Here is a 21,185-nt window from a genome sequence, read left to right as displayed (position 1 = left end):
ACCGTCTCATGCGGCCCGCACGGTGCGCAGGAATTCCTCCAGCTCGACCTTGAGATGCTCGCTCTCGCGGGTGAGCGAGTTCGCGGCGGTCAGCACCTGGGCCGACGACGACCCGGTCTCGCTGGCGCCGCGGCTGACGTCGACGATGTTGTTCGCCACCTCGGTGGTGCCGCGCGCCGCCTGCTGGACGTTGCGGGCGATCTCCTGGGTCGCGGCGCCCTGCTGCTCGACCGCCGCGGCGATGTTGCCGGCGATCTCCGACACCCGGTTGATGGTGCGGCCGATCTCCTTGATGGCCCCGACCGAGTCGGCGGTCGCCGCCTGCATGCCGGTGATCTGGGCGGAGATCTCGTCGGTCGCCTTGGCGGTCTGGGCGGCCAGCGCCTTGACCTCCTGGGCGACGACCGCGAAGCCCTTGCCGGCCTCGCCGGCCCGCGCCGCCTCGATGGTGGCGTTGAGGGCGAGGAGATTGGTCTGCTCGGCGATCGCGGTGATGAACTTGACCACGTCGCCGATCCGGCTGGCGAGCTTCGAGAGTTCGCCGATGCGGTTGTCGGTGCGCACCGCCTGCTCGACGGCCTGCGAGGCGATGGTGCTCGACTCCTGGACCTGACGGGCGATCTCGGCCACCGAGGCGGCCAGTTCCTCGGCCGAGGCGGCGACCGTCTGGACGTTGGACGAGGCCTGGGTGGAGGCGCTCGCCACCGTGTTGGAGAGGCGCTGCGTCGTCTCCGCCGTGGCGGTGAGGCGACGCGCCTCGGCCTCGAGCTGGCTCGCCGCGCTCGACACGTTGCCGACGATGTTGCCGACCGCCGACTCGAACCCGTCGGCGAGCTTCGCCATCTCGGCCTTGCGGGCGGCCGCCGCGGCCTTGGAGGCCGCCTCGCGCTCCTCGGCCTCGCGGGTCGCCTTCTCGACCGCGACGACCTTGAACCGCTCGACCGCCTTGGCCATGTCGCCGATCTCGTCGCGGCGGCCGAGGCCGGGCAAGGCCACCTCCATGTGGCCCTCGGCGAGCTCGCGCATCGCCTTGGTCATCGCCTTCAGCGGGCGCGCCAGGCTGGCGCCGATGAGGAAGCCGATGCCGGCGACCGCCACCAGCGCGACGCCCATGGCGATCAGGATCTGTCGGCGGGTGTCCTCGCGCGCCTCGGCGTTCATGGCCGTGGCGTCGGCGTAGAGCTTGTCGATCGAGGTCTTGATCTGGTCGACCACGGGCGAGACGTTGCCGAACTCGACCTTGGTGAGCGTCGTGGCCAGCTCGATCGCCTCGGCGGCCTTGATCCACTCGTTGAAGTCACGCTCGTAGGTCGCGAGACGGTCGAGCATCTGCTTCTTGGTCGAGGCCGGCAGCGCGGCCGACTGGAAGGCGCTCACGAAGGCGGCCAGCGCCTTCTTGAAGCTGGTCTGCGAGAGGCCGTCCTGGCGCAGCATGAACTCGCGCTCGTAGCGGCGCACCGGATGGATGCCGGCGACCAGGCGGGCGTCGTCGAACTTGTCGAGCTCGTTCTCGATCTGCCGCACCGTGTTGCGCAGCGCGCCTTCGAGCCCGCTGTCGTTGGTGAGACCCATGGTCCGCTTGGCGCCGACCGCCGTGGCGAAATGGGTGGCGTAGCGCTCCATGCCGGCGCGTGCCTTCCCGGCCTTCTCGGCGAGATCGGCCTCGCCCATGTCGGCCAGCTTGGCCTGCAGATCCTTGAACCCCGCCAGCATCTTCGACACCGCCTGCTCGTGATCGCGCAGGCGCGCCTCCTCGCCGGTCAGCATGAACTCCTTCTCGGCGTCGCGGGCCTGGAACATGCCGGCCGAGACGTCGGTCGCGAGCTTGGCGACGGCGCTGGCTCGGTCGGCGGCGCGCTCGTAGCGCTCCTGGGTGTTGGCGCCGACGAGGTAGAACCCGCCGACGAAGCACAGGCCGAGCAGACCGACGGCGCCGATGGCCGCGATCTTCACCTGAAGGCTCAAGCGGAAGCTTGGAAGCGACATTGCGGACCCCGGAACTCTCACCACGATGTGGATTAGTCCTCGCACGGCGGGGTTAAAAAGCTGTTGTGGCAAATCGGCCGCAATAACGTGGCCAGCCTTTTTCACGGCATTTCATTACCTTCGCGCGTGTCGAACAGCGTATTCTCGGCGGCGTTCGGCGGCAATTTCGCCGTGTTGCTTCAATGTGGTTACCAGCGACACAACGGAAACGGGCTAGTCGCGACCGGATTTTCCGAGACCTCGATCGACCGACTCCCAATCGCGCGAAAAGGCCTTAGGATTCGGACCCGATCTCGTCGCGAATCGCCCGGGAGGATCGCGTGCGCCAGCGTGCCGAGCCGAGTGCCGCCCCCCTCGCCCCCGCGTGCCCGGCCGACGCGCCGCGCCTGGACGCTGCACGCACCGGGGTGCCGACGGCCCTCACCCGGCGGGCGTTCGCCGTCGCCGTCGCGGCGGGGCTCGCCGCCGTCCTCCCGGTCGGCGGTGAGGTCGCGGCAGCGCCCTCCTTCGACCAATGGCGCGCGAGCTTCCGGGCCAAGGCGCTTCGGCGCGGCGTCTCGGGCGAGACCTACGATCGGGTGATGACCGGGCTGAAGCCGGACACCGGCGTCTACGCCCTGCAGCGCGCGCAGCCCGAGTTCCAGGAGGAGCTCTGGCAGTATCTCAACCGCCGTGTCTCCGACTGGCGCATCGTCACCGGGCGGCAGCGTGCCGCCGAGCAGCGCGCGCTGCTCGATCGCATCGAGCGCGAGTACCGGGTCGATCGCTTCATCGTGCTGGCGCTGTGGGGCGTCGAGTCGAGCTACGGCGACGTCATCGACAATCGAAAGTACATGCGCCCGGTGCTGCCGGCGCTCGCCGCCCTCGCCTATGGCGAGCCGCGCCGGCGCGCCTACTGGGAGCAGGAGCTGATCAATGCGCTGATCATCGTCGATCGCGGCTGGGGCGATCCCGACCAGATGATCGGCTCGTGGGCCGGCGCCATGGGCCACACCCAGTGGATGCCCGAGGTGTGGCTCAACATGGGCGTCGATTTCGACGGCGACGGCCGCATCTCGCCGTTCGGCCGGCCCGACGACGCCCTCGCCGGCGCCGCCCGCTATCTCCTGGTGCGCGGCAAGTACGCCCAGGGCGAGGCCTGGGGCTGCGAGGCGCGGCTGCCGGCCGGGTTCAACATGCGCCTGGCCGACCGCCGGACGTATCGCACCTACGCCAAGTGGGCCGAGCTCGGCGTGACGCGGGCCGACGGTGCCCCGTTCGCGCATCCCGGCCATCAGGTCCGGCTCACCGTGCCGGAGCCCGGCGGCCCGGCCTTCCTGATCGGCCGGAACTTCCAGTCCGTCCACGCCTACAATCCGGCCTTCTCCTACGCGCTGTCGATCGTCCATCTGGCCGACCGGCTGCGCGGCCAGGGACCGTTCGTGCAGGGCTTTCCGGGCGGCGAGCGCACCCCGACGCTGGCCGAGGTGCAGGAGATCCAGCGCCGCCTCACGGCGGCCGGCTTCGACACCGGCGGCAGCGACGGCCGCGTCGGCAGCACCACCATGAAGGCCGTCGCCGCCTTCCAGCGCAAAGCCGGCATGGAGGTCGACGGCTATGCCGGCCTGAAGGTTTTGGCCCGGCTGCGCCAGGGCGGGTGACGCGGCATCGGCACCGCCGCGCGCCCCCGACATCCCTGCCGGCGTGTCCGTCTCCACCGTCGGTCTCGGCCGCTTCGTATCCTCGGCTACAGATCGGCCGGGCGGCCGGGCCTAGCGTTCGGGTGGCGCGCTCCTGCGCCCTGGAGACCTCGCGATGCGCCCCCTTCGCCTGTTCATCGACACCCACGACAAGCGCACCGAAACCTTCCCCGACGGGCTGACCCGCGAGCAGTTCGCGGCCTTCTTCTCGACCTTCGAGTCCGCCTGCCGGGACGAGGGGGTGGTCATCCTTCGGTCGCATGTCGGCCTCGGCGACGGCCGCGCCTTCTGCCTGACCATGGCGCCCGACGCCGACGCGGTGCGCCGAGCGCATGACCGCGTCGGCCTGCCGTTCGACGACATCACCGAGGTGGAGATCGCCGATCCGGCGGACACCCTGCTGCGCGCGGCGGTGCCGGCCGGCTGATCGGACGGAAATCCGGCGGCGTCCCCACGGCGCCGCGCCACCAATGTGCCGCTGTTCGAGAGGCCCCTCGTGATCGTCGATCTGTCCGACCTGCTGCCGGCGAGCACGCTCGCCGTCGGGACCGCGGCGGCCGTCCTCGTCCTTCTGGTCCGCCATGACCTCGTACCGGCCGGCCGGCTCGTCTCCGGCTCGGCGGAGGGCCGCCGCTGGCTGCTCGGTGGGACGCTCGGTATCGGCGTGATCGCGTTCGCGCTCAAGACGGCGATCATCGTCGCCGTGGCGGCGCTCCCGCATCGGACCATCGCGCCGCTGACCGCCGCCGCTCACCGGCCAGAGCGGCCGGCCGACGCCGCAGACCCGGCCCCCCGTTCGGATGCGCTGGCCGCTCCCCCGCCCGGCCGCATCTGGCGCCCGCTGCCCGCGGTCGCCCCGGCTCCGCCGGACAACCCCACCACCCCCGAGAAGGCGGCGCTTGGCGAACGCCTGTTCCACGATCCGATCCTGTCGCTCGACCGGACCGTATCGTGCGCCTCCTGCCACGATGTCCGCACTGGTGCCGGCGCCGACGGCCGCGCGACCGGCGTCGGGGTCGGGGGGGCTGTCGGACGGCGCAATGTCCCCACAGTGTGGAACGCCGCTTTCCAGGCCCGGCTGTTCTGGGACGGGCGGGCGGGCTCGCTGGAGGAGCAGGCGATCGGTCCGCTGTTCGCCCCGGACGAGATGGCAATGCCATCCGGCGCCGTGGTCGAGGCACGGATCACGGCCGATCCGTCCTATCGGGAGGCGTTCGCGCGTGCCTTCGGCGACGACCGGCCGGTGACCCTGCGCCGCGTCCTGCAGGCGATCGCTGCGTATGAACGGACCCTGGTGGCGGCCGACACGCCCTACGACCGCTTCGTCGCCGGCGATGCCGACGCCATGACGCCGGCACAGACGCGAGGCATGTGGCTGTTCGGCACGATCGGCTGCACGATCTGCCACGCCGGCGCGAACTTCAGCGGCGCCTCGCTGGTCGGTCCGAAGACGCCTTATGCCGCCCTGCTGACCGACCGGTCGGAGGAGGCGCGCCGCCGCCGCCTCGCCGACGACAAGGGCCGCGCCCGGCCGGGCGAAGCCCACGGCGTGTGGCGCATCCCGTCGCTGCGCAACGTCGCCCTGACGGCCCCTTATTTCCACAACGGCCGGGTCGACGACCTGCACGAGGCCGTCCGGATCATGGCGACGGCACAGCTCAACATCACGATCAGCGACGACTCCCGTCTGCGCCGGCGACCGGTCTGGTCGCCCGAAGACCGGACGTTCTCGTCGGTCGACCGCATCGTCCTCGACCGCCGCGACATCGACGATCTGGTCGCGTTCCTGCATGCGCTCTCGAGCGATCGGCTCGCCGCCCGTGTCACCGCCCGCCCGACATCCGGAGGTGCTATGGTGACGCAGCAGGTCTCGTCGTCCGGGGCGCAAAGATGAGCACAGCCGAGCGGATCGCGGCGTTTCGCGGCATGTCGGACGACGGACGGCGGCTGGTCGACAGCGGCGCCGCCGTTCGTCGCCTCGTCGCCGGCCGGACCATCATCACCAAGGGGCAGGCCGTGTCGGGCGCCTATTTCGTGCTCGACGGGCGCCTGCGTGTCTACACTCTGCTGCCCGGAGGCCGGGAAGCGACCCTCTACTTCCTCGGGCCCGGCGAAACCTGCGTCCTGGCCCTCAACAGCCTGTTCAACGACCTCCGCTATCCGGCCTGGGTGGCGACCGAGACGGCGACCACGGTCGCGGTCTTGCCGGGCAGCGTCTACGGCGCGCTGTTCGCCACCGAGCAGACCGTGCGAGACCTGACGGTCCGCACGCTGTCCACCCTGGTGTTCCGCCTGATGGACGAGCTCGACCACGTTCACGCCTCGACCGTCGAGCAGCGGCTCGCCGGCTTCTTGCTGGTCCGAGCGAGCGGCAGCGGCGAGATCCACCACACCCAGCAGGAGATCGCCGGCCACATCGGCACCACCCGGGAGATGGTCGCCCGGTTGGTCGGGCGCATGGTGCGCCGGGGATGGATCGCCACCGGGCGCGGACGGATCGCGGTGCTCCGTCCGGCCGCGCTGGCGGCGCTGGCGCAGGATGAGCCGCCCGGCGACCATCCCCGGCCCGCCTCCGCGACCCGGAGCCCGAAGCCGAGGTGCAAGCCCGCCCCTTGCCCGGCCTGACCGGCGCCGGTCGCAGCTCCGGCGTGCCGGCACGGCCCGTCGACGGCGTGGTCCCATCGTTGCATGCGACGAGCGGATCGCGTCTTCTGGCGCGACCCCGCAAAGCAGGATCCCCGATCGATGACTTCCGATATTCGCGCCGGCCGACCCGTGTCCCGGGCCGGGGACACTCCCTCTGTCGGCACAGAGGCCGTCGACCGCCCCGCCGGCCTCGCCCCCGCCAACGCCGCGCAGTTCGGCAGCGACGTCGTCGCCGAGATGCTGCGCCGCCTCGACGTGCCGTGGATCGCGCTCAATCCGGGCGCCAGCTACCGCGGCCTGCACGACAGCCTGGTCAATCATCTGGGCAACACGGCGCCGCAGATGCTGCTCTGCCTGCACGAGGAATCGGCCGTCGCCATCGCCCACGGCTGGGCCAAGGTGACGGGCCGCGCCATGGCGGTCGCGGTGCATTCGAACGTCGGACTGATGCATGCCACCATGGGCATCTTCAACGCCTGGTGCGACCGGATGCCGATGCTGATCCTCGGCGCCACCGGCCCGGTCGACGCGGCGAAGCGGCGGCCGTGGATCGAGTGGATCCACACGGCCCGCGACCAGGCCGCGCTGGTGCGGCATTACACCAAATGGGACGACCAGCCGGCCTCGCCGGGCGCCGCCCGCGAGGCCTTGATGCGCGCCTGGTGGCTCGCCAACAGCGCCCCGCAGGCGCCGACCTATGTGGTGCTCGACGTCGAGCTGCAGGAGGCGGCGTTGCCGGCCCCCCTGCCCGCGCTCGAGACGGCCCGCTTCATGCCGCCCGTCGTCGCCGGGCCGCCGGGCGAGCTCGTGGCGCGCGCCGCCGACCTCCTCGCCAACGCCGAGCGGCCGCTGATCCTCGCCGGCCGGGTGTCGCGCGATGCCGCCGCCTGGGACCGCCGCGTCGCCCTCGCCGAGGCGATCGGGGCGCGCGTCGCCACCAACCTGAAGACCGGCACGGCCTTCCCGACCGACCATCCGCTCCATCCGTGGCCGATCTCGACCTTCCCGGGCGAGGGGCTGATCGCGGCGATGCGCGAGGCCGACGTGATCCTCAGCCTCGACTGGATCGACCTCGCCGGCACGCTGTCGGTGCTGAAGACGACGCCGGCCGCGACCGTGATCCAGGTGTCGCTCGACCACCAGCTCCACAACGGCTGGAGCATGGACCATCAGGGCCTGCCGCCCGTGGACCTGATGATCGCGGCCGACCCGGACGCGACCGTGGCGGCGCTCCTCCCCGCCCTCGGCGATCGGCGCAAGACGACCGCGACGTTGGTCACGGCCGTACCGGTCGCGGCCGTGCCGGCACCGGTCGCCGCACCGCCTGCCGACGGTCCGATTTCGGTGGAAGACCTCGCCCGCACCCTGCACGCGGCGCTGGGGGACCGACCGGCGGCGCTCGCCCACACGACCATCTCGTGGCAAGGCCAATGGTGGCCGTTCCGCCATCCGCTCGATTTCCTCGGCTCGGACGGCGGCGGCGGGCTCGGTGCCGGGCCCGGTCTCGCGGTCGGGGCCGCGCTCGCCCTGAAGGATACCGATCGTCTGGCGGTCGCGGTGTGCGGCGACGGCGACTTCCTGATGGGGGTCACGGCGCTGTGGACGGCCGTCCACTATCGGCTGCCGCTGCTGATCGTGATCGCCAACAACCGCTCCTTCTACAACGACGAGGTCCATCAGGAGCGGGTCGCGCGGATGCGCGGCCGGCCGGTGGAGAACAAGTGGATCGGCCAGCGCATCGACGAGCCGGCGATCGATCTCGCCGCGATGGCACGGGCACAGGGGGCGACCGGCTTCGGCCCGGTCGAGCGCGGCGACGCGCTCGCCCCGACGCTCGCCGAGGCGGTCGCCGCGGCGCGCGCCGGACAGGTCGTGGTGGTCGATGTCAGCGTCGCGCCGGGCTACGGCGCGGTCGCCGCGGCGCTCACCCGGGCGCCGTGACCGCGGGCGTGCCGGTCTCCATGCGCGGGACGCGCACGCGGTGCGCGCGCTCGCCCCCCTCACGTGATCCGCTTATCCTTGAGGACTAGCGGCGTTCCGCTAGAATAACGCCGAAGGGGAGGTCGCCATGGGATTGGTCGCCACCACCTTGGTGTCCGAGACGGCGGTGCATGCCCGCTTCTCGGATCAGTCGGACGTGTCCAACGCGACGCTGTGGTTCGAGCTCCAGGTTCCGCTCGCGGATCTGGACATCGACGAGCCGCGCACGGCCCACCCACGCAATTCGGAAGCCCGGTTCATCGGTGCCGCCAAGCTCGCGGCGCTGCGCCATCTCTACAAGATCATCGGGAGCGAGATCGTGCGGCTGCAGGACGAGCAGCGCGCCGGCGGCTGAACACCCCGCCGCCGAGCGCGACCGCCGGCCGGCCCTGGGTCGGACGGCACATTCACCATGTCGCGGGAGACTCGCGCGGCCGGGAGGCGAAGCCGGCTATGATCGGCTCGGACCGCTCCGCTCACGGCACCGCTCATGGCACCGAACATGCGCCTCGCGACCCGCCTGACGATCCTCGCCGCCGCGCTGCTGGCTGCCGTGACCCTGTCCGGGGCCGCACCATGCGCCGTCGCCGCGCCGTCGTCCGGCGGCGACGACGACGCCGTGTTTCAAGCCGCCGTGGCCGAGGCGGAGAGCCGCAACCGCGCCGCCTTGCGGGCGATCGCGGATCGCGACCGACCGCGAGCGAAAGCGGAGCTCGCCGGGCTGCGCGACGCTTTCGGCCGGCTGGCCGAGCGCTTCGGCAAGACCCGAATCCTCGCCCTCCGCGGCGAGACCGAGGGCGTCACGCTGCTGGTCGATCTGCCGATGCGGATCGTGACGGCGCAGATGATGGTCGACTTCGGCCGCGCCGATGTCGCCACGTCGTCGCTGGTCGCGGTGTGCCGGCTCCTGGTCACGCTGCACGTCCCGCCCGATCCGGCCGCCGCGGCGGCCTGCGAGGCGGAGCCGCGCTGAATTTCGCGGCAGCCGAGGCCGTGCGATTGCGCGATCAGCGGCCGTCACCGCGTCGCTTGCCGACCACCACCCGCTTCACCATGCCCTGCAGCCGTCGTGCCGGTGAGATCGGCACGGCCGCCGCGCTCGCATCCGGCCGCTGACGGCGCCGCCGCGGCTCGCCCGGCGTCGCCGAGACGTCGGGAAGCCGGCGCTTGATGCGACCCATGATCTCGTCGACGACGAGGTCGAGCAGGGCGCGGGCGATCTGGGTCCGATCCGCCGATCGACGCGCCGGGCCGACCGACTCGGTCGCGCCCGGCCGGGTCGCGCCGGACCGGGCCGCGGGGCCGGTCCGGCTCGGCCGCGCGGACGTGGCACGCCCGCCCCGACCGGCCGCGTCGTCGCGGTCGTCGATCTCCGTCATCGCATGGCCTCCTGCCGCAGTTCGGTCGTGCGCGAAGGCCGGCTTTCCTTGCGCGGATCGAAGGTTCGCCGGCGGACGGAATACGCCGCGTTCCGTCCATGATGGTCCGGCGACGGTTCCACCGCGGAACCGTGACGCCCTTCGACTGTAACGGCAGAGTCGCCCCGATGGGATCACCATACCGTTGCGACGAGAGGTCGCTGTGCACCGCGATAACGGGGTTTCTTGTCAGCCCGGTGTCTTACTCCGGCTACTCCCCGTTGGCTTCGGTACGGTTACGCTCCCGGCGCTCGGACGCATGCCGATAGGTGATGACGACACAGGCCAGCGCCAGGACGAGAATCGCACCGCTCTCGTAGAGCAGATTGACGGGCGGCTGATCCTTGCCCTGAAGGATGACCAGCCGCGACAGCGCCGTGATGGCGATGAACAGCGGCAGTGTGATGGGAATCTTCTTGGAGTCGTAATAGACGCCGACCATGCCCAGCACCTCGACATAGATGAACATCAAGAGGAGGTCTTTCAGCTCCACCTTGATGCGCAGGATGATCGCGTAGACCTCCTGGCCCATCGCCACCACGGTGAAGAGCGCGATCCCGAGCAGGAACGCGTCCTCGACCCGGTGGATGATCCGCCCGACCGTGCCGTCCTTGAATGACGGTTTCGCCATGCGATGGCCTCACGCCGAAATCCTTGCGTCGGGCGATTCGCTCCGGCACCGACGGTAACGCATGGTGGCGCCCCGGACGGCCGCCGTCGAGGCCGTTCGGGGTCGCAGGGCATGCTCAAGCGGGGGCCACCATGGCGCGCTCGAAGCAGGCCTTCAGGGCGCCGATATCGATCGGCTTCGCGAGCCCGTCGAGCAGCTTCAGCTCACGTCGGCGCGCCGTCGCCTTCACGGCGTCGACGCTCGCCGCGTCCATGCCGCTGACCAGCACGATCGGCCTGTCGAAGGCGAGCCGCGCCAGCGACTCCAGCATGTCGTGAGCGGTCGCGGCCCCCAGCACGACGTCCAGCGTGACCAGATCGAAGGCATGCGAGCCGACCAGCAGCTCGGCCTCCTCCACGCTCGCGGCCCCGATGGCGGCGAAGCCGGTCCGGTCGGCCACCCGACAGATGATCGTGCGGGATGTGATGTCGTCGTCGATGACCAGAACGGTCTTGCGGATCGCGCCTTCCTGCAGTGCGGCCCCGGCCGGGCCTGCGGCGAAGAGCAAGATGTGTCCTCCGAATCGCTTTTCGACGTCCCCGTCCCCGATTATCGGCACAGATCCTAATGAATCTCGATATGCGACGGCCCGCCGCCCGACGACAGCCGCTGGCGCGGCGACGCACGCGACGACGGACGATCCGGTGACGACGTCGACGATGCGGGACAGGAGCCTCGTGCGGCGGGCGCCGCCGGGCCAAGGATCAACGGCGCGCCTGCGGACCGTGCTTGGCGTGCCACTTTGGACCCGGTCCGCGCATGTAGTGCGCCTCGGGCCGGTACGGATCCAGCACCGAGAGAAGGCCGCGGCGCCAGGTGGCCGTGAGAGCGCAGACATGGTCGCGGGCCCGCGATACGCCGCGGGTCAAGGGCAGCACGCCGATCGACAGGCTCCGCCCCGCCATTCGGGTGTCCTCACATCGCGGAACCTCGGCGGGAGACCGGTCGGTGCGGCCGGACCCGCATCACGACATCGAAATAGTCGCCGCCCCGAACGGTGGGAGGGGCCTGCCGGGTGCCGCAGGTCCGGCACACCAGCACGGCGGCCGAACGCGGCCGTTCCGTCGAGCGTGGGCGCTGGACCGTGCAGGGCGTCGCGACGGAGACCAGCACGTCGTCGCAGATCCCACAGAGCACCGGAGCCGTGTCGTCGGGGGTCGCCATCGACGGATCCTCTCGCAGGGCCATCGCCACAGGATGGGCGAGGCAAGTGAATCATTCCCGTTGCATGGCGGAAATCGGGATGAGCCCGCTTGGTAGGATTGCGAACTGATGAATAACTATGCAGAAGGCGAACGTAATACCTCTTTCTCGATCGATCGTGGGGCGCGGCGCGACCTCGTTTTCCGCGCTTGTGTCACAGACGCCGCTCCGACGTCAGGACCGAGGCGTCTCCTTCACGATGCTCCGCGACGGCGAGGGCTTTGCAGAATTGCACCGACATCCCGGGGCGGCGCGCCGGCGCCGAGCCGGGAGGGCGTGTCATGCAAAGCGCCTGCTCTCGCGGGCGGCTCGAAAGGATCTGATCAGAACCGCAGCGTCGCGAACGCCCGGAACGTGCGGCCCGGCAGCAGCACCTCGTCCTTGCGGAACGAGACGCTGTTGCGGATGTCGTCGTCGAGCAGATTGTCGCCGACGGCGCCGATCGTGAAGGACGTGAAGGGCGAGCCCGGGTCGCGGATCTTGTCCGTGTAGCTCAGCTCGGCCTTCAGGAGGTTGTAGCCCGGAGTCGCCGTCTCGTTCACACCCGGGTCGTCCTGCGCGAAGGCGTGGATGAAGTTGACGCGGGCGAGCCAGTTGGCGTCGCGCCACGACAGGCCGCCACCGAGCCGCATCGGCGGAATGCGCGGTACGTTGGCGCCGCCCTCGAAGGTGGCGCGCAGATAGTCGTACTGACCCTCGAGCGTGACGATGCCGCCGGCGAGGCGGGCCACGTCGAGCTGGGAGTAGAGCTCGACGCCGCGGAAGGTCGCGTCGAGCTGGGTGTAGATGACCTGCATGAACTCGCCGTTCGGATCGCCGCAGGTGTCGTAGTCCTCGCCGCACAGGTTGCCGGTGAGCTGACGAAAGATGAAGCCGTCGAACTTGCGATAATAGGCGTTGGCCTCGAAGCGCCAGTCGCCGCTCTGCCGCTTCAGGCCGAGCTCGACCGCGTTCATCTTCTCCTTCTGCAGGTTGGCGTCGCCGATCTCGAACGTGCCGGTGGCGTCGTGGGCGCCGTGGGCGTAGAGCTCGAGCGGTCCGGGGGCGCGCTCCTTGTGCTCCACCGTCAGGCTCGCGGTCACGGCCCAGGGCAGATCCTTCACCAGCGCGGCGCTGACGCTCATCGGCACGAAGCTGCGCGAGGCGGCGGCCGAGGTCGGCTCGTCGCCGGTGAACACCAGCGACGGGAACGTGAAGGCGATGCCGCTGATCTTGGCATACTCGACGCGCCCGGCCGCGACCAGCGACCAGGTCGGCGCGATGCGGAGCTGCTCGAGCGTGTAGACGGCAGCCCGGTCGGTGGTGCTCGGGCCGATCAGACCGCCGGCCTCGCCGCCGCTGTTCAGATCGCGATGCCCGGTGTCGGCGCCGATCACGCCGGTCAACTCGCCGAACGCGGTCGCCACCGGCACATGGGCGAGCTCGGCGCGCGCCTCCTGCTGGCGATTGACGAAAGTCGCCCGCGTGCCGTCGATGCCCAGCTCGTCGAGCCCCATCTCGTGGTGCTTGTAGTTGGTGGCGCCGACCCACCAGCGGACCGCCTCGAAGGCGCCGCCGTCGAGCCGCCACGCGCCGCGCCCCGTGACCTTGGTCTGCTCCATCGCGATGCGCGTGTCGTTGATCGCGCTCTCGGTGCCGGGGATGTGATAGACGCTCTGGTAGTGCTGGATGCCGAGCCCGGCAAAGCCGCCGTCGAAGAAGCGCGTCACCGCCGCCGACTCGCCGCTGGCGCCGATCTTGGTGTTGGGCTGCACGCCACCCGGAATCCGGTAGTCGTCGGCGTGGCGGCCGTAGGCGTCGACGTGCAGCACGGTCTTGTCATGCACGGCGTCGACCAGCACGGCGCCGTCGTAGCCGCGATCGACGGTCGCGCCGGAGGCGCGAATCTCGCCGTGGACGCCCTGCCGGGGCAGCACCTCGGGGATGCGGTCGTTGGTGGCGCTGGCGATGCCGCCGATCGCCTGCGACGAGTAGCGCAGCGTGCCGGGACCGCGGATGATCTCGATCTTCTTGGCCGCGAGCGGATCGATCGGAACGCCGTGATCCTCGCCGAGATCGGACACGTCGTGCGAGCCGATGCCGTTCTCCTGAACGCGCACCCGCACCGATTCGAGGCCGCGGATCACCGGCCGGCTGGCGCCCGGCGCGAAGGTCGTCGAGGTGACGCCGGGCCGGGTGAACACCACGTCGCCCATCTGGGCGGCGGGATCGCGGATGATCTGGCTTTCGGTGGCTGTCGTCGCCGGACCCGTGGAGGTCGCCCGGACGCCCGACGGCATGCTCTGCAGGGCCGTGGTCACCGGCTCGTCCCAGCGCGGCCCCACCGGGGTGGCGGGCGCCGCGACCCCGGCCGGAGCGGCCGGGGCCGGGGTCGCCGCCGGCGCGGGTCGCGGGCGGGGACGCACGCGCGCCGTGGCCGCAGGCTTCGGCTTTGGTTTGGGCTGCGCCACCGTCACGGCCGGCAGCTCCGGCGGTTGCTGCGCGACGCCTTCGCCTCCCGTCACGAGAACACTGGCGGCTCCCAGGAGCCAGAGGCGATGGACCTTCATTTCGGAGTTCCCTGAGTACGAATTGTTATGTTATTACGTTGTTCGCGACCCTCCCCGTCAACGGCTCCGCGAATGCCGATCGCCGATCGCCGGGACACTGTGGTCGATGCGCCACATCATGCCGACCACCGCGTCGGCAGGGGTTCTCACGTCTCGAAAACGCATGGATTTCACGGCCGACAGAGACCCGCCGACGACCGAGCCGGCGGCCGATTCGCTGCCGGCCGGCATGGCCGGACTGACGGCGGAGCGCGCCGCGCCGGCCGTCTCGGTGGGCGGTGACGTCGCGCATTGGCGCACGGCGGTGCTGCTGGCGCTCGGGCTGCACGCGGCGGTCGCCGGCGCCCTGCTGGCGCGGCCCGCGTCGCCCCCGCCCGACCCGGACGGCGGCGCGCCCGTGGTGGTGATCGAGCTCGCCGTGGTCGCCGCGGCGCCGGAGACGCCGCCGGCCGACCTGGCGCCGGCGCCGGTCGCCGAAGCGGCTCCCGAGCCGCCACCACCGCCGCTCGAGGCGGCGCCGCCCGAACCCGTCGTCGACGAGCCCCCGCCGCCCACCGAGCCATCGCCCGAGAGATCGCCCGAGCCGCCGAAGCCGGCCGATCCGGACGGCATCCCGGAGCCCACGCCGCCGCTCCCGCCGCCGAAGGCGGCCGAGCCGCTGCCGGTCGCGGAGCCGCCCGTGGCCGCGGCGCCACCCGCCGCGGCCACCCCGGCGCCGAAGCCGGCGACCGCGGCACCCGGTGTCGTCGCGCAGGCGCCGCCGGCCGTGATGGCGCGCTGGCAGACGCTGCTGCTGGCCGAGCTCCACCGCAAGAAGCGCTATCCGGGGGCGGCGCGCGGGCGCACCGGCACGGCCCGCGTGGCCTTCACGATCGACCGGGACGGGCACGTGCTGACGCGATCGATCGCGACGTCGTCCGGCTCGGCCGTCCTCGACGCGGAGGCGCTCGCCCTGCTCGACCGCGTGTCGCCGCTGCCGGCGCCGCCGCCCGAGCTGGCGGAGGCGGCGCTGTCCTTCGTGGTGCCGGTCCGCTTCACCAAGAGCGCGGCGGCGCGCTGACCCGCCGCGCCGGTCGCCGCGTCGCGATCACGCCTTCTCGAAGCGGATCGCCTGGGCGCCTTCCCACAGGGCGAGACGGCCGAGCTTGGGCAGGTCGTCGAGGTTCGACGTGATGGTGATGAAGTGGTTGCCGGCGAGCTGGCCGACCTTGCTGGCGAAGCGCACGCCGCCATAGGCGAGCAGAATCTCGGTCTCGCTGAGGCCGCCCGGATAGAGGATGAACTGGCCCGGCGCCGGGAAGCTCGTGTGGTTCTCGTAGTCGACCCCGAACGAGTAGTCGCCGAGCGGGATCCACACGCCCTCGCCGCTCCAGCGCACATGCACGACCTTGCTGACATAGGGCATGCGGCTCTCGAAGGCCGCGCAGGTCTTCGGCGCGGCGGCGCGCTCGAAGCGGGCGTCGAACGTGAACGGGCCGGCGGTGATCTTCAGGAGGTCGCTCATCGTCGCTAAAATCCGTGGAGGTTCTTTTTGCGGGGCGAGGCCGCGGGTGACGCCGCGGCCTCGCTTGGTAGCGGACCTTTCGGCCGGTTTCCAGCCCGGGGCGGCGGCGCCGACGGTGTCGGGTCGACCGGCGCGCTTGAGAGCGGCCGGGCCACACTGCTAGATCTGCGACCATGATGGACCGATCCGTGACCGACCGATCCGTGACCGACCGCGCCTTGCACCGGGACGACGCCGGCTGGATCACCCTGTTTCCGCCGCTCGCCGGCCTGCCGGCGGCGGAGCGCGAGCTGGTGGTGGCGCGCGCGGTCCCGGCGGCGCTGCCGGCCGGCACCACGGTGTTCGAGCCGCACCAGGCCTGCGGCGCCTTCCTGTTCGTCACCGGCGGCAGCGTGCGGGTCTACCAGCTCGACCAGGACGGCAACGAGATCGTGCTCTACCGGCTCGGGCCGGGCAGCATCTGCATCCTCACCACGATGGCGCTGCTCGCCGCCGAACGCTACAGCGCCTTCGCCGTCACCGAGACGCCGGTGACCGCGGTGGCGCTGCCGGGCGGCACCTTCGACGAGCTGATGGGGCGCTCCGGCGGATTCCGCAGCTTCGTGTTCCTGGCCCATGCCGAGCGGATGGCCGACCTGATGCGGGTCATCCAGAACGTCACCTTCGAGTCGATCCCGTCGCGCCTCGCCGCCCGCCTGCTGGCGCTCGCGGCCGACCGCAAGGCGTTGTCGATCACGCATCAGCAGCTCGCCGCCGAGATCGGCAGCGCCCGCGAGGTGGTGAGCCGGCATCTGAAAAGCTTCGAGAAGCGCGGCTGGGTGTCGCTCGCCCGCAACCGCATCGAGGTGCGCAACGCCGCCTCGCTGCGGGCCGCGGCCGGCGGCGCACCGGCCTGACGGGCCGGCGCCGGCGGGACACCGGTGGGGCGCGCGGGCGATTTCGTCGCAGCACCCGAAAAGCTGCCGCCGAAGGCGCCGATCTGCGCTAGACTATCGCCGTCGGAGAGATCACCGTCACGGTGGTTCGCCGGGTTCCCGACGTCACCGTGACTTCGTCACAGACGACAGGCGTGTTGCGCGCCTACGTCTCGGTCATCGAATTGCGTCGAACCGAGCGAGGGATACGACATGACGAAAAACATCGGAATGATGGACCGCGCCGTCCGCGGGATCGTCGGCATCGCCCTGATCTACTGGGCGTGGAAGGGCGGCGGCCCGACCTGGGCGTGGATCGGCGTGCTGCCGCTGGCGACCGCGCTGATCGCCTACTGCCCGGCCTACCCGCTCTTCGGGATCAACACCTGCGGCACCAAGGAGCCGGCCAAGCGCTGAGCCGTCCGCTGCGACGCGGTTTGCCACGAGCCGGCGCCGCAGACCCACGATCGCCGGGCGGGACCATCCCCCGCCCGGCGATTGTCGTTTCCGGGCCGCGTTGCCGGTCGTCCCGAAGCGGCGCGCAAGCACCGAGCCCGGGCTCCACCCCCTGTCTACCGTGAAGCGCCTGTCCAGAGCACATCGATTCCGGGCTCGCGAACCTGACGGTCCGCGGCCCGAAATGACGAGTGTTCAAAGTCGGGTTGGAGATCGATGTCCGGTCGCCTCACCCGCAGGTGCAGCCGCAGCCGCCATGACCGTCATCGTGATCGTGATCATGATCATGATCGTGATCACGGCCGCCGGCCGGCGCGAGCGTGCCGGACGCCCAGCGCGCGACCGCCGTGACCGGATCGCGCTCGGCGGTGAGCACTGCGGTAACGCCGTGCTCGGCGAGCCGGCGCACGAGGCCGGCGCCGGCGCTGCCGGCGGTCACGGCCTCGACCGCGAACAGCGGATGCGGGCCGTCGCAGGCGAACTCGTGCACGGTCAGCTCGGCCGGCAGATCGAGCCGTGCCACCTCGCGGGGCGGCGCATCGCCCTGCGTCTCGAACACCAGGAAGCGCCGCGCCTTGCCGGCATGGCCCGTCACGGTCGCGTAGTCGTCGCTCGCGACCGCGACGCGGGTCGTCGTCACTGCCGTCATCTCACGCCACCTCGCCGATGCGGATCGTCGTGTCGTTCACGAACGCATAGGGAGGCACCGGGAGGTTGAGCTGCGCCGGTCCGTGGCGGACGCGGCCGGAGGCGTCGTATTGCGAGCCGTGGCAGGGGCAGAACCAGCCCCCCCATTCGCCCTGCTTGCCGAGCGGGATGCAGCCGAGATGCGTGCAGCTCGCGAACACGACGAGCCACTGCTCGCGCCCCGCCTTCACGCGATCGGCGTCGGACTGCGGGTCCATCAGCTCGGACGGCTTCGTCGCCTGCTCCTTGGCGATCTCGTCGGGGGTGCGGTGACGGATGAAGATCGGCTTGCCGCGCCAGAAGATGCTGATGATCTGGCCCGGCGCGATGGCGGCAAGGCCGATCTCGATCGGCACGCCGGCCGCGATCGTCGAGCGGTCGGGATTCATCTGGTCGACGAGCGGCCACACGGCGGCGCCGACGCCGACGGCGGCGACGCCCCCGGTGGCGAGATAGAGAAAGTCGCGACGATTGGGATCCGAAGCGGCAATGCTGGTCATGAGGATGTCCTCGTCGGCGCACGCTCTTGCGCGCGCGGCAATAGGTATCGAATGTCTGTTATGTAATAACGTGAATATGTTCCGTCAACCGCAACGGTCGTTATGGATCATATCCCAGTACGGACCTTTATGGGCCATATCCGCGACGACTCGGCTGATCTCGATCAACGACCGGGCGCCGCGACTGCGTCATGGCTCGCCCCACTCTCCACAGCACGAGGATCGTCGTGCATTCGATGACGCGCTTCCCTCTCCTCCTCGCATCGGTGCTTCTCGCGTCGCTCGTCCTCTGCTCGCTGCCGGCCTCGGTCGTCCGGGCCGACCCGGTGGTCGTCGACGCGCCCGAGGTCGTCGCCGCGATGGCGCGCGGCGCGATCGTCTGGGACGCGCGTGACGCGGCGGCGTTCCGCCAGGCCCACCTGCCCGGCGCCGTCCACGTGCCCGAGGCGGAGCGCGCGCTGCGGCTGCCGACCGTGCAGGAGTTCGCGGAGCTCGTCCGGGTCGAGCGCAACTTCTCCGAGGCCGGGCTCGACCTGACGCGCGAGATCGTCGTCTATGCGCATCGCGGCAGCCCGCTGGCCTATGCGGCCTTCGCGGCCGCGCAGTATTTCGGTGCCCGCAAGGTCGTCGTGTTCCACGACGGCATCGATGGTTGGCACGAGGCGGGCCGGCCGCTCGAAGCGGGCGACGTGCGGCGCCCGCCCGTCGCGGTTCGGATCGCCCCCGACCCGCGGCTGTCGGTGACCACCGACGAGCTGAAGGCGCGGCTCGGCCGGCCCGACGTGCAGATCGTCGACGCTCGCACGCCGGCCGAGTTCGCCGGCCGCGATGTTCGCGCGCCGCGCGGCGGCCACGTGCCGGGCGCGGTCAGCATTCCCTACGAATGGAACTGGGTGGATCCCGACACGGCCGTGAAGCTGGCGCGGCGCCAGGCGAGCGACACGCGCGGCATGGCGCTCAAGCCCGTCGACGACCTGAAGCGCCTCTATGCCGGGCTCGATCCGGACAAGGAGACGATCGTGTATTGCCAGACCGGCGGCCGCGCCTCGGAGACCTTCGGCCTCCTCAAGGAGCTCGGGTTCCGGAACGTGCGATTGTACAAGCTGTCGTGGTCGGCCTGGGCGGCGCGCCCCGACACCCCGGTCGAGACCGGCGAGGGCCCGCAGGTCTGCTGCGCGACCGGCCTCCTGCCGGCGGACCAGCGTCCGGTGCCCTGAGCGCCGGCGACAATCGGGTTCCAGGTTAGCCGAGTCTCCCCTACAGTCCCGGCCCCGCCGGCCGGAGACCGCATGACCGAGACGCCCCCCGCACCGCCGCCACGCACCGCGTCGGCGATCCTCGCCGCGCTCGCGGCCCTGTTCGTCGGAGTGGGGCTCGCGCGCTTCGCCTACACGCCGCTGCTGCCCGCCGTGGTGGCGGCCGGCTGGTTCGGGCCCGACCAGGCCGCTTATCTCGGCGCCGCCAATCTCGGCGGCTATCTTCTGGGCGCGATCGCCGGCCGTCGTCTGATGGCGCATGCGTCGCGCGCCGCCCCGCTCCTGATGCTCGCCACCGCCGCCACCTTCCTGGCTTGCGCCGCGCCCCTGCCCTTCTGGTGGTTCGTGCTGTGGCGATTCGTGTCGGGCCTCACCGGCGGCGCCCTGATGGTGATCGCCGCGCCGGCCGCGTTGCGCATCGTGCCGCCCGCCCGCCGCGGCCTCGCCGGCGGGCTGATCTTCGCCGGCGTCGGGCTCGGCATCGCCGGCTCCGGCATCCTGGTGCCGTTACTCCTGACGGTCGGGCTCGGCGCCGCCTGGGCGACGGTCGGCGCGCTCGCCGTCGGCGTGACGGTCGCCACCTGGCGCGGCTGGCCCCCCGACATCGCGATGTCGCGCGGGGACACGGTCGCGGCGACGACCGGTCGGCCGTGGCCGCTCTCCGCCACGGTGCTGATCGTCGTCTACGGCGTGATCGCCGCGGGGCTGGTGCCCCACATGGTGTTCCTGGTCGACTTCGTCGCCCGCGGGCTCGGCGCCGGCATCACGGCGGGCTCCGGCTGGTGGGTGGTGTTCGGGGCGAGCGCCACGGTCGGCCCGGCGATCTTCGGGGCGCTCGCCGACCGCATCGGCTTCGACAACGCGCTCGCCTGCGCGCTGACGCTGCAGATCGGCGCCATCGGAGTGCTGCTGATCTCGACCGGTCCACTGGCGCTCGCCCTCACCAGCGTGGTGGTCGGCGCCTATGTGCCGGGCTCGGCGCCCCTGGTGCTCGGGCGGCTGCGCGAGATCTTCCACGATCCGGTGCGCCAGCAGATCGCCTGGAGCCGCGGCACCATCGTGTTCTCGCTCGGCCAGGCGGGCTCCGCCTGGCTGCTGTCGGTCGTCTTCGCCCACACGGGCGACCACCGCGTGCTGTTCGGATTCGGCGCCGGCGCCTTCGCGCTGGCGCTGCTGCTCGACCGGGTGGCGGCCGTGATCGACGCGCGGCGGCGGCACACGGTCTGAGGAAGGCCCCGGCCGGTCATTCCGGGGCGCTGCGGAGCAGCGAACCCGGAATCCAGCGACACGCGCCCGAGATCACCGTTGGAGTCCGGGTTCGCGAGCCGTCGGCCCGCGCCCCGGAACGACACCGACCGGCCTCAATCCTTCTTCGGCGCGATCTGACCCCAGGCCTCGACCGCGTGCGAGGCGTACATGACGCTCGGGCCGGCGCCCATGTAGACGGCCATACCGAGCGTCTCCATCAGCTCCTCCTTGGTGGCACCCTGCTCGATCGCCGCCTTGACGTGGAAGGCGATGCAGTCGTCGCAGCGGATCGCGACCCCGATGGCGAGTGCGATCAGCTCCTTGGTCTTGGTGTCGAGCGCCTTCGGCGCGAGCGCCGCCTGCGCCATCGCGGAAAAGCCCTTCATGACGTCGGGGGCGCCGCCGCGCAGATCCTTCAGGCTGACGCCCAGCTCCTTCATCAATTCGGGCCAGTTGGTCTTCACGACTGTTCTCCTCGAGTCTTCTTCG

The 21,185-nt window shown here is 71.3% G+C and carries 22 protein-coding genes; 12 read left to right on the top strand and 10 right to left on the bottom strand.

From position 1 onward, the window contains the following. Window positions 1–6: 6 nt before the first annotated feature. Window positions 7–1,965 (bottom strand): methyl-accepting chemotaxis protein, encoded by a 1,959-nt coding sequence (locus ACFSOX_RS00845; protein ID WP_378475901.1) that lies wholly within the window; start codon window positions 1,963–1,965, stop codon window positions 7–9. Window positions 1,966–2,372: 407 nt separating this feature from the next. Here ACFSOX_RS00845 and ACFSOX_RS00840 point away from each other — a divergent pair, with 407 nt between their 5' ends. From ACFSOX_RS00840 to ACFSOX_RS00810, 7 genes are all read left to right on the top strand, one after another. Next, window positions 2,373–3,626: a lytic murein transglycosylase gene (locus ACFSOX_RS00840; RefSeq protein WP_378476090.1), complete on the top strand. Its 1,254-nt coding sequence runs from the start codon at window positions 2,373–2,375 to the stop codon at window positions 3,624–3,626. Window positions 3,627–3,780: 154 nt separating this feature from the next. Next, window positions 3,781–4,092, top strand: a complete 312-nt coding sequence (locus ACFSOX_RS00835; protein ID WP_378475900.1) for a DUF4242 domain-containing protein — start codon at window positions 3,781–3,783, stop codon at window positions 4,090–4,092. 69 nt (window positions 4,093–4,161) lie between these two features. Beyond that, window positions 4,162–5,559: a cytochrome-c peroxidase gene (locus ACFSOX_RS00830; RefSeq protein WP_378475899.1), complete on the top strand. Its 1,398-nt coding sequence runs from the start codon at window positions 4,162–4,164 to the stop codon at window positions 5,557–5,559. Further along, on the top strand, window positions 5,556–6,290 hold the full coding sequence (locus ACFSOX_RS00825; RefSeq protein WP_378475898.1) for a Crp/Fnr family transcriptional regulator: 735 nt from the start codon (window positions 5,556–5,558) through the stop codon (window positions 6,288–6,290). Before ACFSOX_RS00830 ends, ACFSOX_RS00825 begins: the two co-directional genes overlap by 4 nt. Before the next feature lie 120 nt (window positions 6,291–6,410). Continuing rightward, the gene (locus tag ACFSOX_RS00820) at window positions 6,411–8,252 is read left to right on the top strand and encodes a thiamine pyrophosphate-binding protein (protein ID WP_378475897.1); all 1,842 of its coding nucleotides are present in this window, start codon (window positions 6,411–6,413) and stop codon (window positions 8,250–8,252) included. Between the two features lie 127 nt (window positions 8,253–8,379). Next, window positions 8,380–8,646, top strand: coding sequence for a hypothetical protein (locus ACFSOX_RS00815; RefSeq protein ID WP_378475896.1), 267 nt, complete (start codon window positions 8,380–8,382; stop codon window positions 8,644–8,646). Between the two features lie 135 nt (window positions 8,647–8,781). After that, a complete protein-coding gene (locus ACFSOX_RS00810) occupies window positions 8,782–9,264 on the top strand; it encodes a hypothetical protein (RefSeq protein WP_378475895.1) in 483 nt (160 codons plus the stop codon). A gap of 34 nt (window positions 9,265–9,298) precedes the next feature. Here ACFSOX_RS00810 and ACFSOX_RS00805 read toward each other — a convergent pair whose 3' ends face one another. The 5 genes from ACFSOX_RS00805 to ACFSOX_RS00785 all read right to left on the bottom strand — a co-directional run bounded on the left by ACFSOX_RS00805 (window position 9,299) and on the right by ACFSOX_RS00785 (window position 14,131). Further along, window positions 9,299–9,670: a hypothetical protein gene (locus ACFSOX_RS00805; RefSeq protein ID WP_378475894.1), complete on the bottom strand. Its 372-nt coding sequence runs from the start codon at window positions 9,668–9,670 to the stop codon at window positions 9,299–9,301. Window positions 9,671–9,920: 250 nt separating this feature from the next. After that, a complete protein-coding gene (locus ACFSOX_RS00800; protein WP_378475893.1) occupies window positions 9,921–10,340 on the bottom strand; it encodes a phosphate-starvation-inducible PsiE family protein in 420 nt (139 codons plus the stop codon). A 115-nt stretch (window positions 10,341–10,455) separates the two neighbouring features. Then, on the bottom strand, window positions 10,456–10,887 hold the full coding sequence (locus ACFSOX_RS00795) for a response regulator (RefSeq protein ID WP_378475892.1): 432 nt from the start codon (window positions 10,885–10,887) through the stop codon (window positions 10,456–10,458). A 196-nt stretch (window positions 10,888–11,083) separates the two neighbouring features. Beyond that, window positions 11,084–11,284, bottom strand: coding sequence for a hypothetical protein (locus ACFSOX_RS00790; protein WP_378475891.1), 201 nt, complete (start codon window positions 11,282–11,284; stop codon window positions 11,084–11,086). Window positions 11,285–11,905: 621 nt separating this feature from the next. Further along, window positions 11,906–14,131, bottom strand: a complete 2,226-nt coding sequence (locus ACFSOX_RS00785; RefSeq protein ID WP_378475890.1) for a TonB-dependent receptor — start codon at window positions 14,129–14,131, stop codon at window positions 11,906–11,908. A 163-nt stretch (window positions 14,132–14,294) separates the two neighbouring features. Between ACFSOX_RS00785 and ACFSOX_RS00780 the strand changes: the two genes are divergently transcribed. Further along, window positions 14,295–15,191 (top strand): energy transducer TonB family protein, encoded by an 897-nt coding sequence (locus tag ACFSOX_RS00780; RefSeq protein WP_378475889.1) that lies wholly within the window; start codon window positions 14,295–14,297, stop codon window positions 15,189–15,191. A 27-nt stretch (window positions 15,192–15,218) separates the two neighbouring features. Here ACFSOX_RS00780 and ACFSOX_RS00775 read toward each other — a convergent pair whose 3' ends face one another. Further along, complete coding sequence (locus ACFSOX_RS00775) at window positions 15,219–15,635, bottom strand: DUF3830 family protein (RefSeq protein ID WP_378475888.1); 417 nt, start codon at window positions 15,633–15,635, stop codon at window positions 15,219–15,221. A gap of 188 nt (window positions 15,636–15,823) precedes the next feature. Here ACFSOX_RS00775 and ACFSOX_RS00770 point away from each other — a divergent pair, with 188 nt between their 5' ends. Together ACFSOX_RS00770 and ACFSOX_RS00765 are read left to right on the top strand one after the other, a co-directional pair. Further along, window positions 15,824–16,531: a Crp/Fnr family transcriptional regulator gene (locus ACFSOX_RS00770; RefSeq protein WP_378475887.1), complete on the top strand. Its 708-nt coding sequence runs from the start codon at window positions 15,824–15,826 to the stop codon at window positions 16,529–16,531. Window positions 16,532–16,762: 231 nt separating this feature from the next. Next, a complete protein-coding gene (locus ACFSOX_RS00765) occupies window positions 16,763–16,966 on the top strand; it encodes a YgaP family membrane protein (protein ID WP_378475886.1) in 204 nt (67 codons plus the stop codon). A 268-nt stretch (window positions 16,967–17,234) separates the two neighbouring features. Here the strand turns inward: ACFSOX_RS00765 and ACFSOX_RS00760 are convergent, their stop codons facing one another. Both ACFSOX_RS00760 and petA read right to left on the bottom strand, forming a co-directional pair. Further along, window positions 17,235–17,654, bottom strand: a complete 420-nt coding sequence (locus ACFSOX_RS00760; RefSeq protein ID WP_378475885.1) for a NifB/NifX family molybdenum-iron cluster-binding protein — start codon at window positions 17,652–17,654, stop codon at window positions 17,235–17,237. Window position 17,655: 1 nt separating this feature from the next. Beyond that, complete coding sequence (gene petA / locus ACFSOX_RS00755; RefSeq protein ID WP_378475884.1) at window positions 17,656–18,192, bottom strand: ubiquinol-cytochrome c reductase iron-sulfur subunit; 537 nt, start codon at window positions 18,190–18,192, stop codon at window positions 17,656–17,658. Between the two features lie 236 nt (window positions 18,193–18,428). Here petA and ACFSOX_RS00750 point away from each other — a divergent pair, with 236 nt between their 5' ends. Together ACFSOX_RS00750 and ACFSOX_RS00745 are read left to right on the top strand one after the other, a co-directional pair. After that, window positions 18,429–19,409: a sulfurtransferase gene (locus ACFSOX_RS00750; RefSeq protein ID WP_378475883.1), complete on the top strand. Its 981-nt coding sequence runs from the start codon at window positions 18,429–18,431 to the stop codon at window positions 19,407–19,409. Window positions 19,410–19,481: 72 nt separating this feature from the next. Beyond that, complete coding sequence (locus tag ACFSOX_RS00745; RefSeq protein WP_378475882.1) at window positions 19,482–20,675, top strand: YbfB/YjiJ family MFS transporter; 1,194 nt, start codon at window positions 19,482–19,484, stop codon at window positions 20,673–20,675. 134 nt (window positions 20,676–20,809) lie between these two features. Here ACFSOX_RS00745 and ACFSOX_RS00740 read toward each other — a convergent pair whose 3' ends face one another. Then, the gene (locus ACFSOX_RS00740) at window positions 20,810–21,160 is read right to left on the bottom strand and encodes a carboxymuconolactone decarboxylase family protein (RefSeq protein WP_111357509.1); all 351 of its coding nucleotides are present in this window, start codon (window positions 21,158–21,160) and stop codon (window positions 20,810–20,812) included. Between the last annotated feature and the right edge of the window lie 25 nt (window positions 21,161–21,185).

The sequence above is a fragment of the Rhodoplanes azumiensis genome, assembly GCF_042682915.1.
GTDB classification, from domain to species: Bacteria; Pseudomonadota; Alphaproteobacteria; order Rhizobiales; family Xanthobacteraceae; genus Rhodoplanes; species Rhodoplanes azumiensis.
Note: the sequence above shows the minus strand (reverse complement) of the source record. Positions and strands in the feature narration are given on the sequence as shown.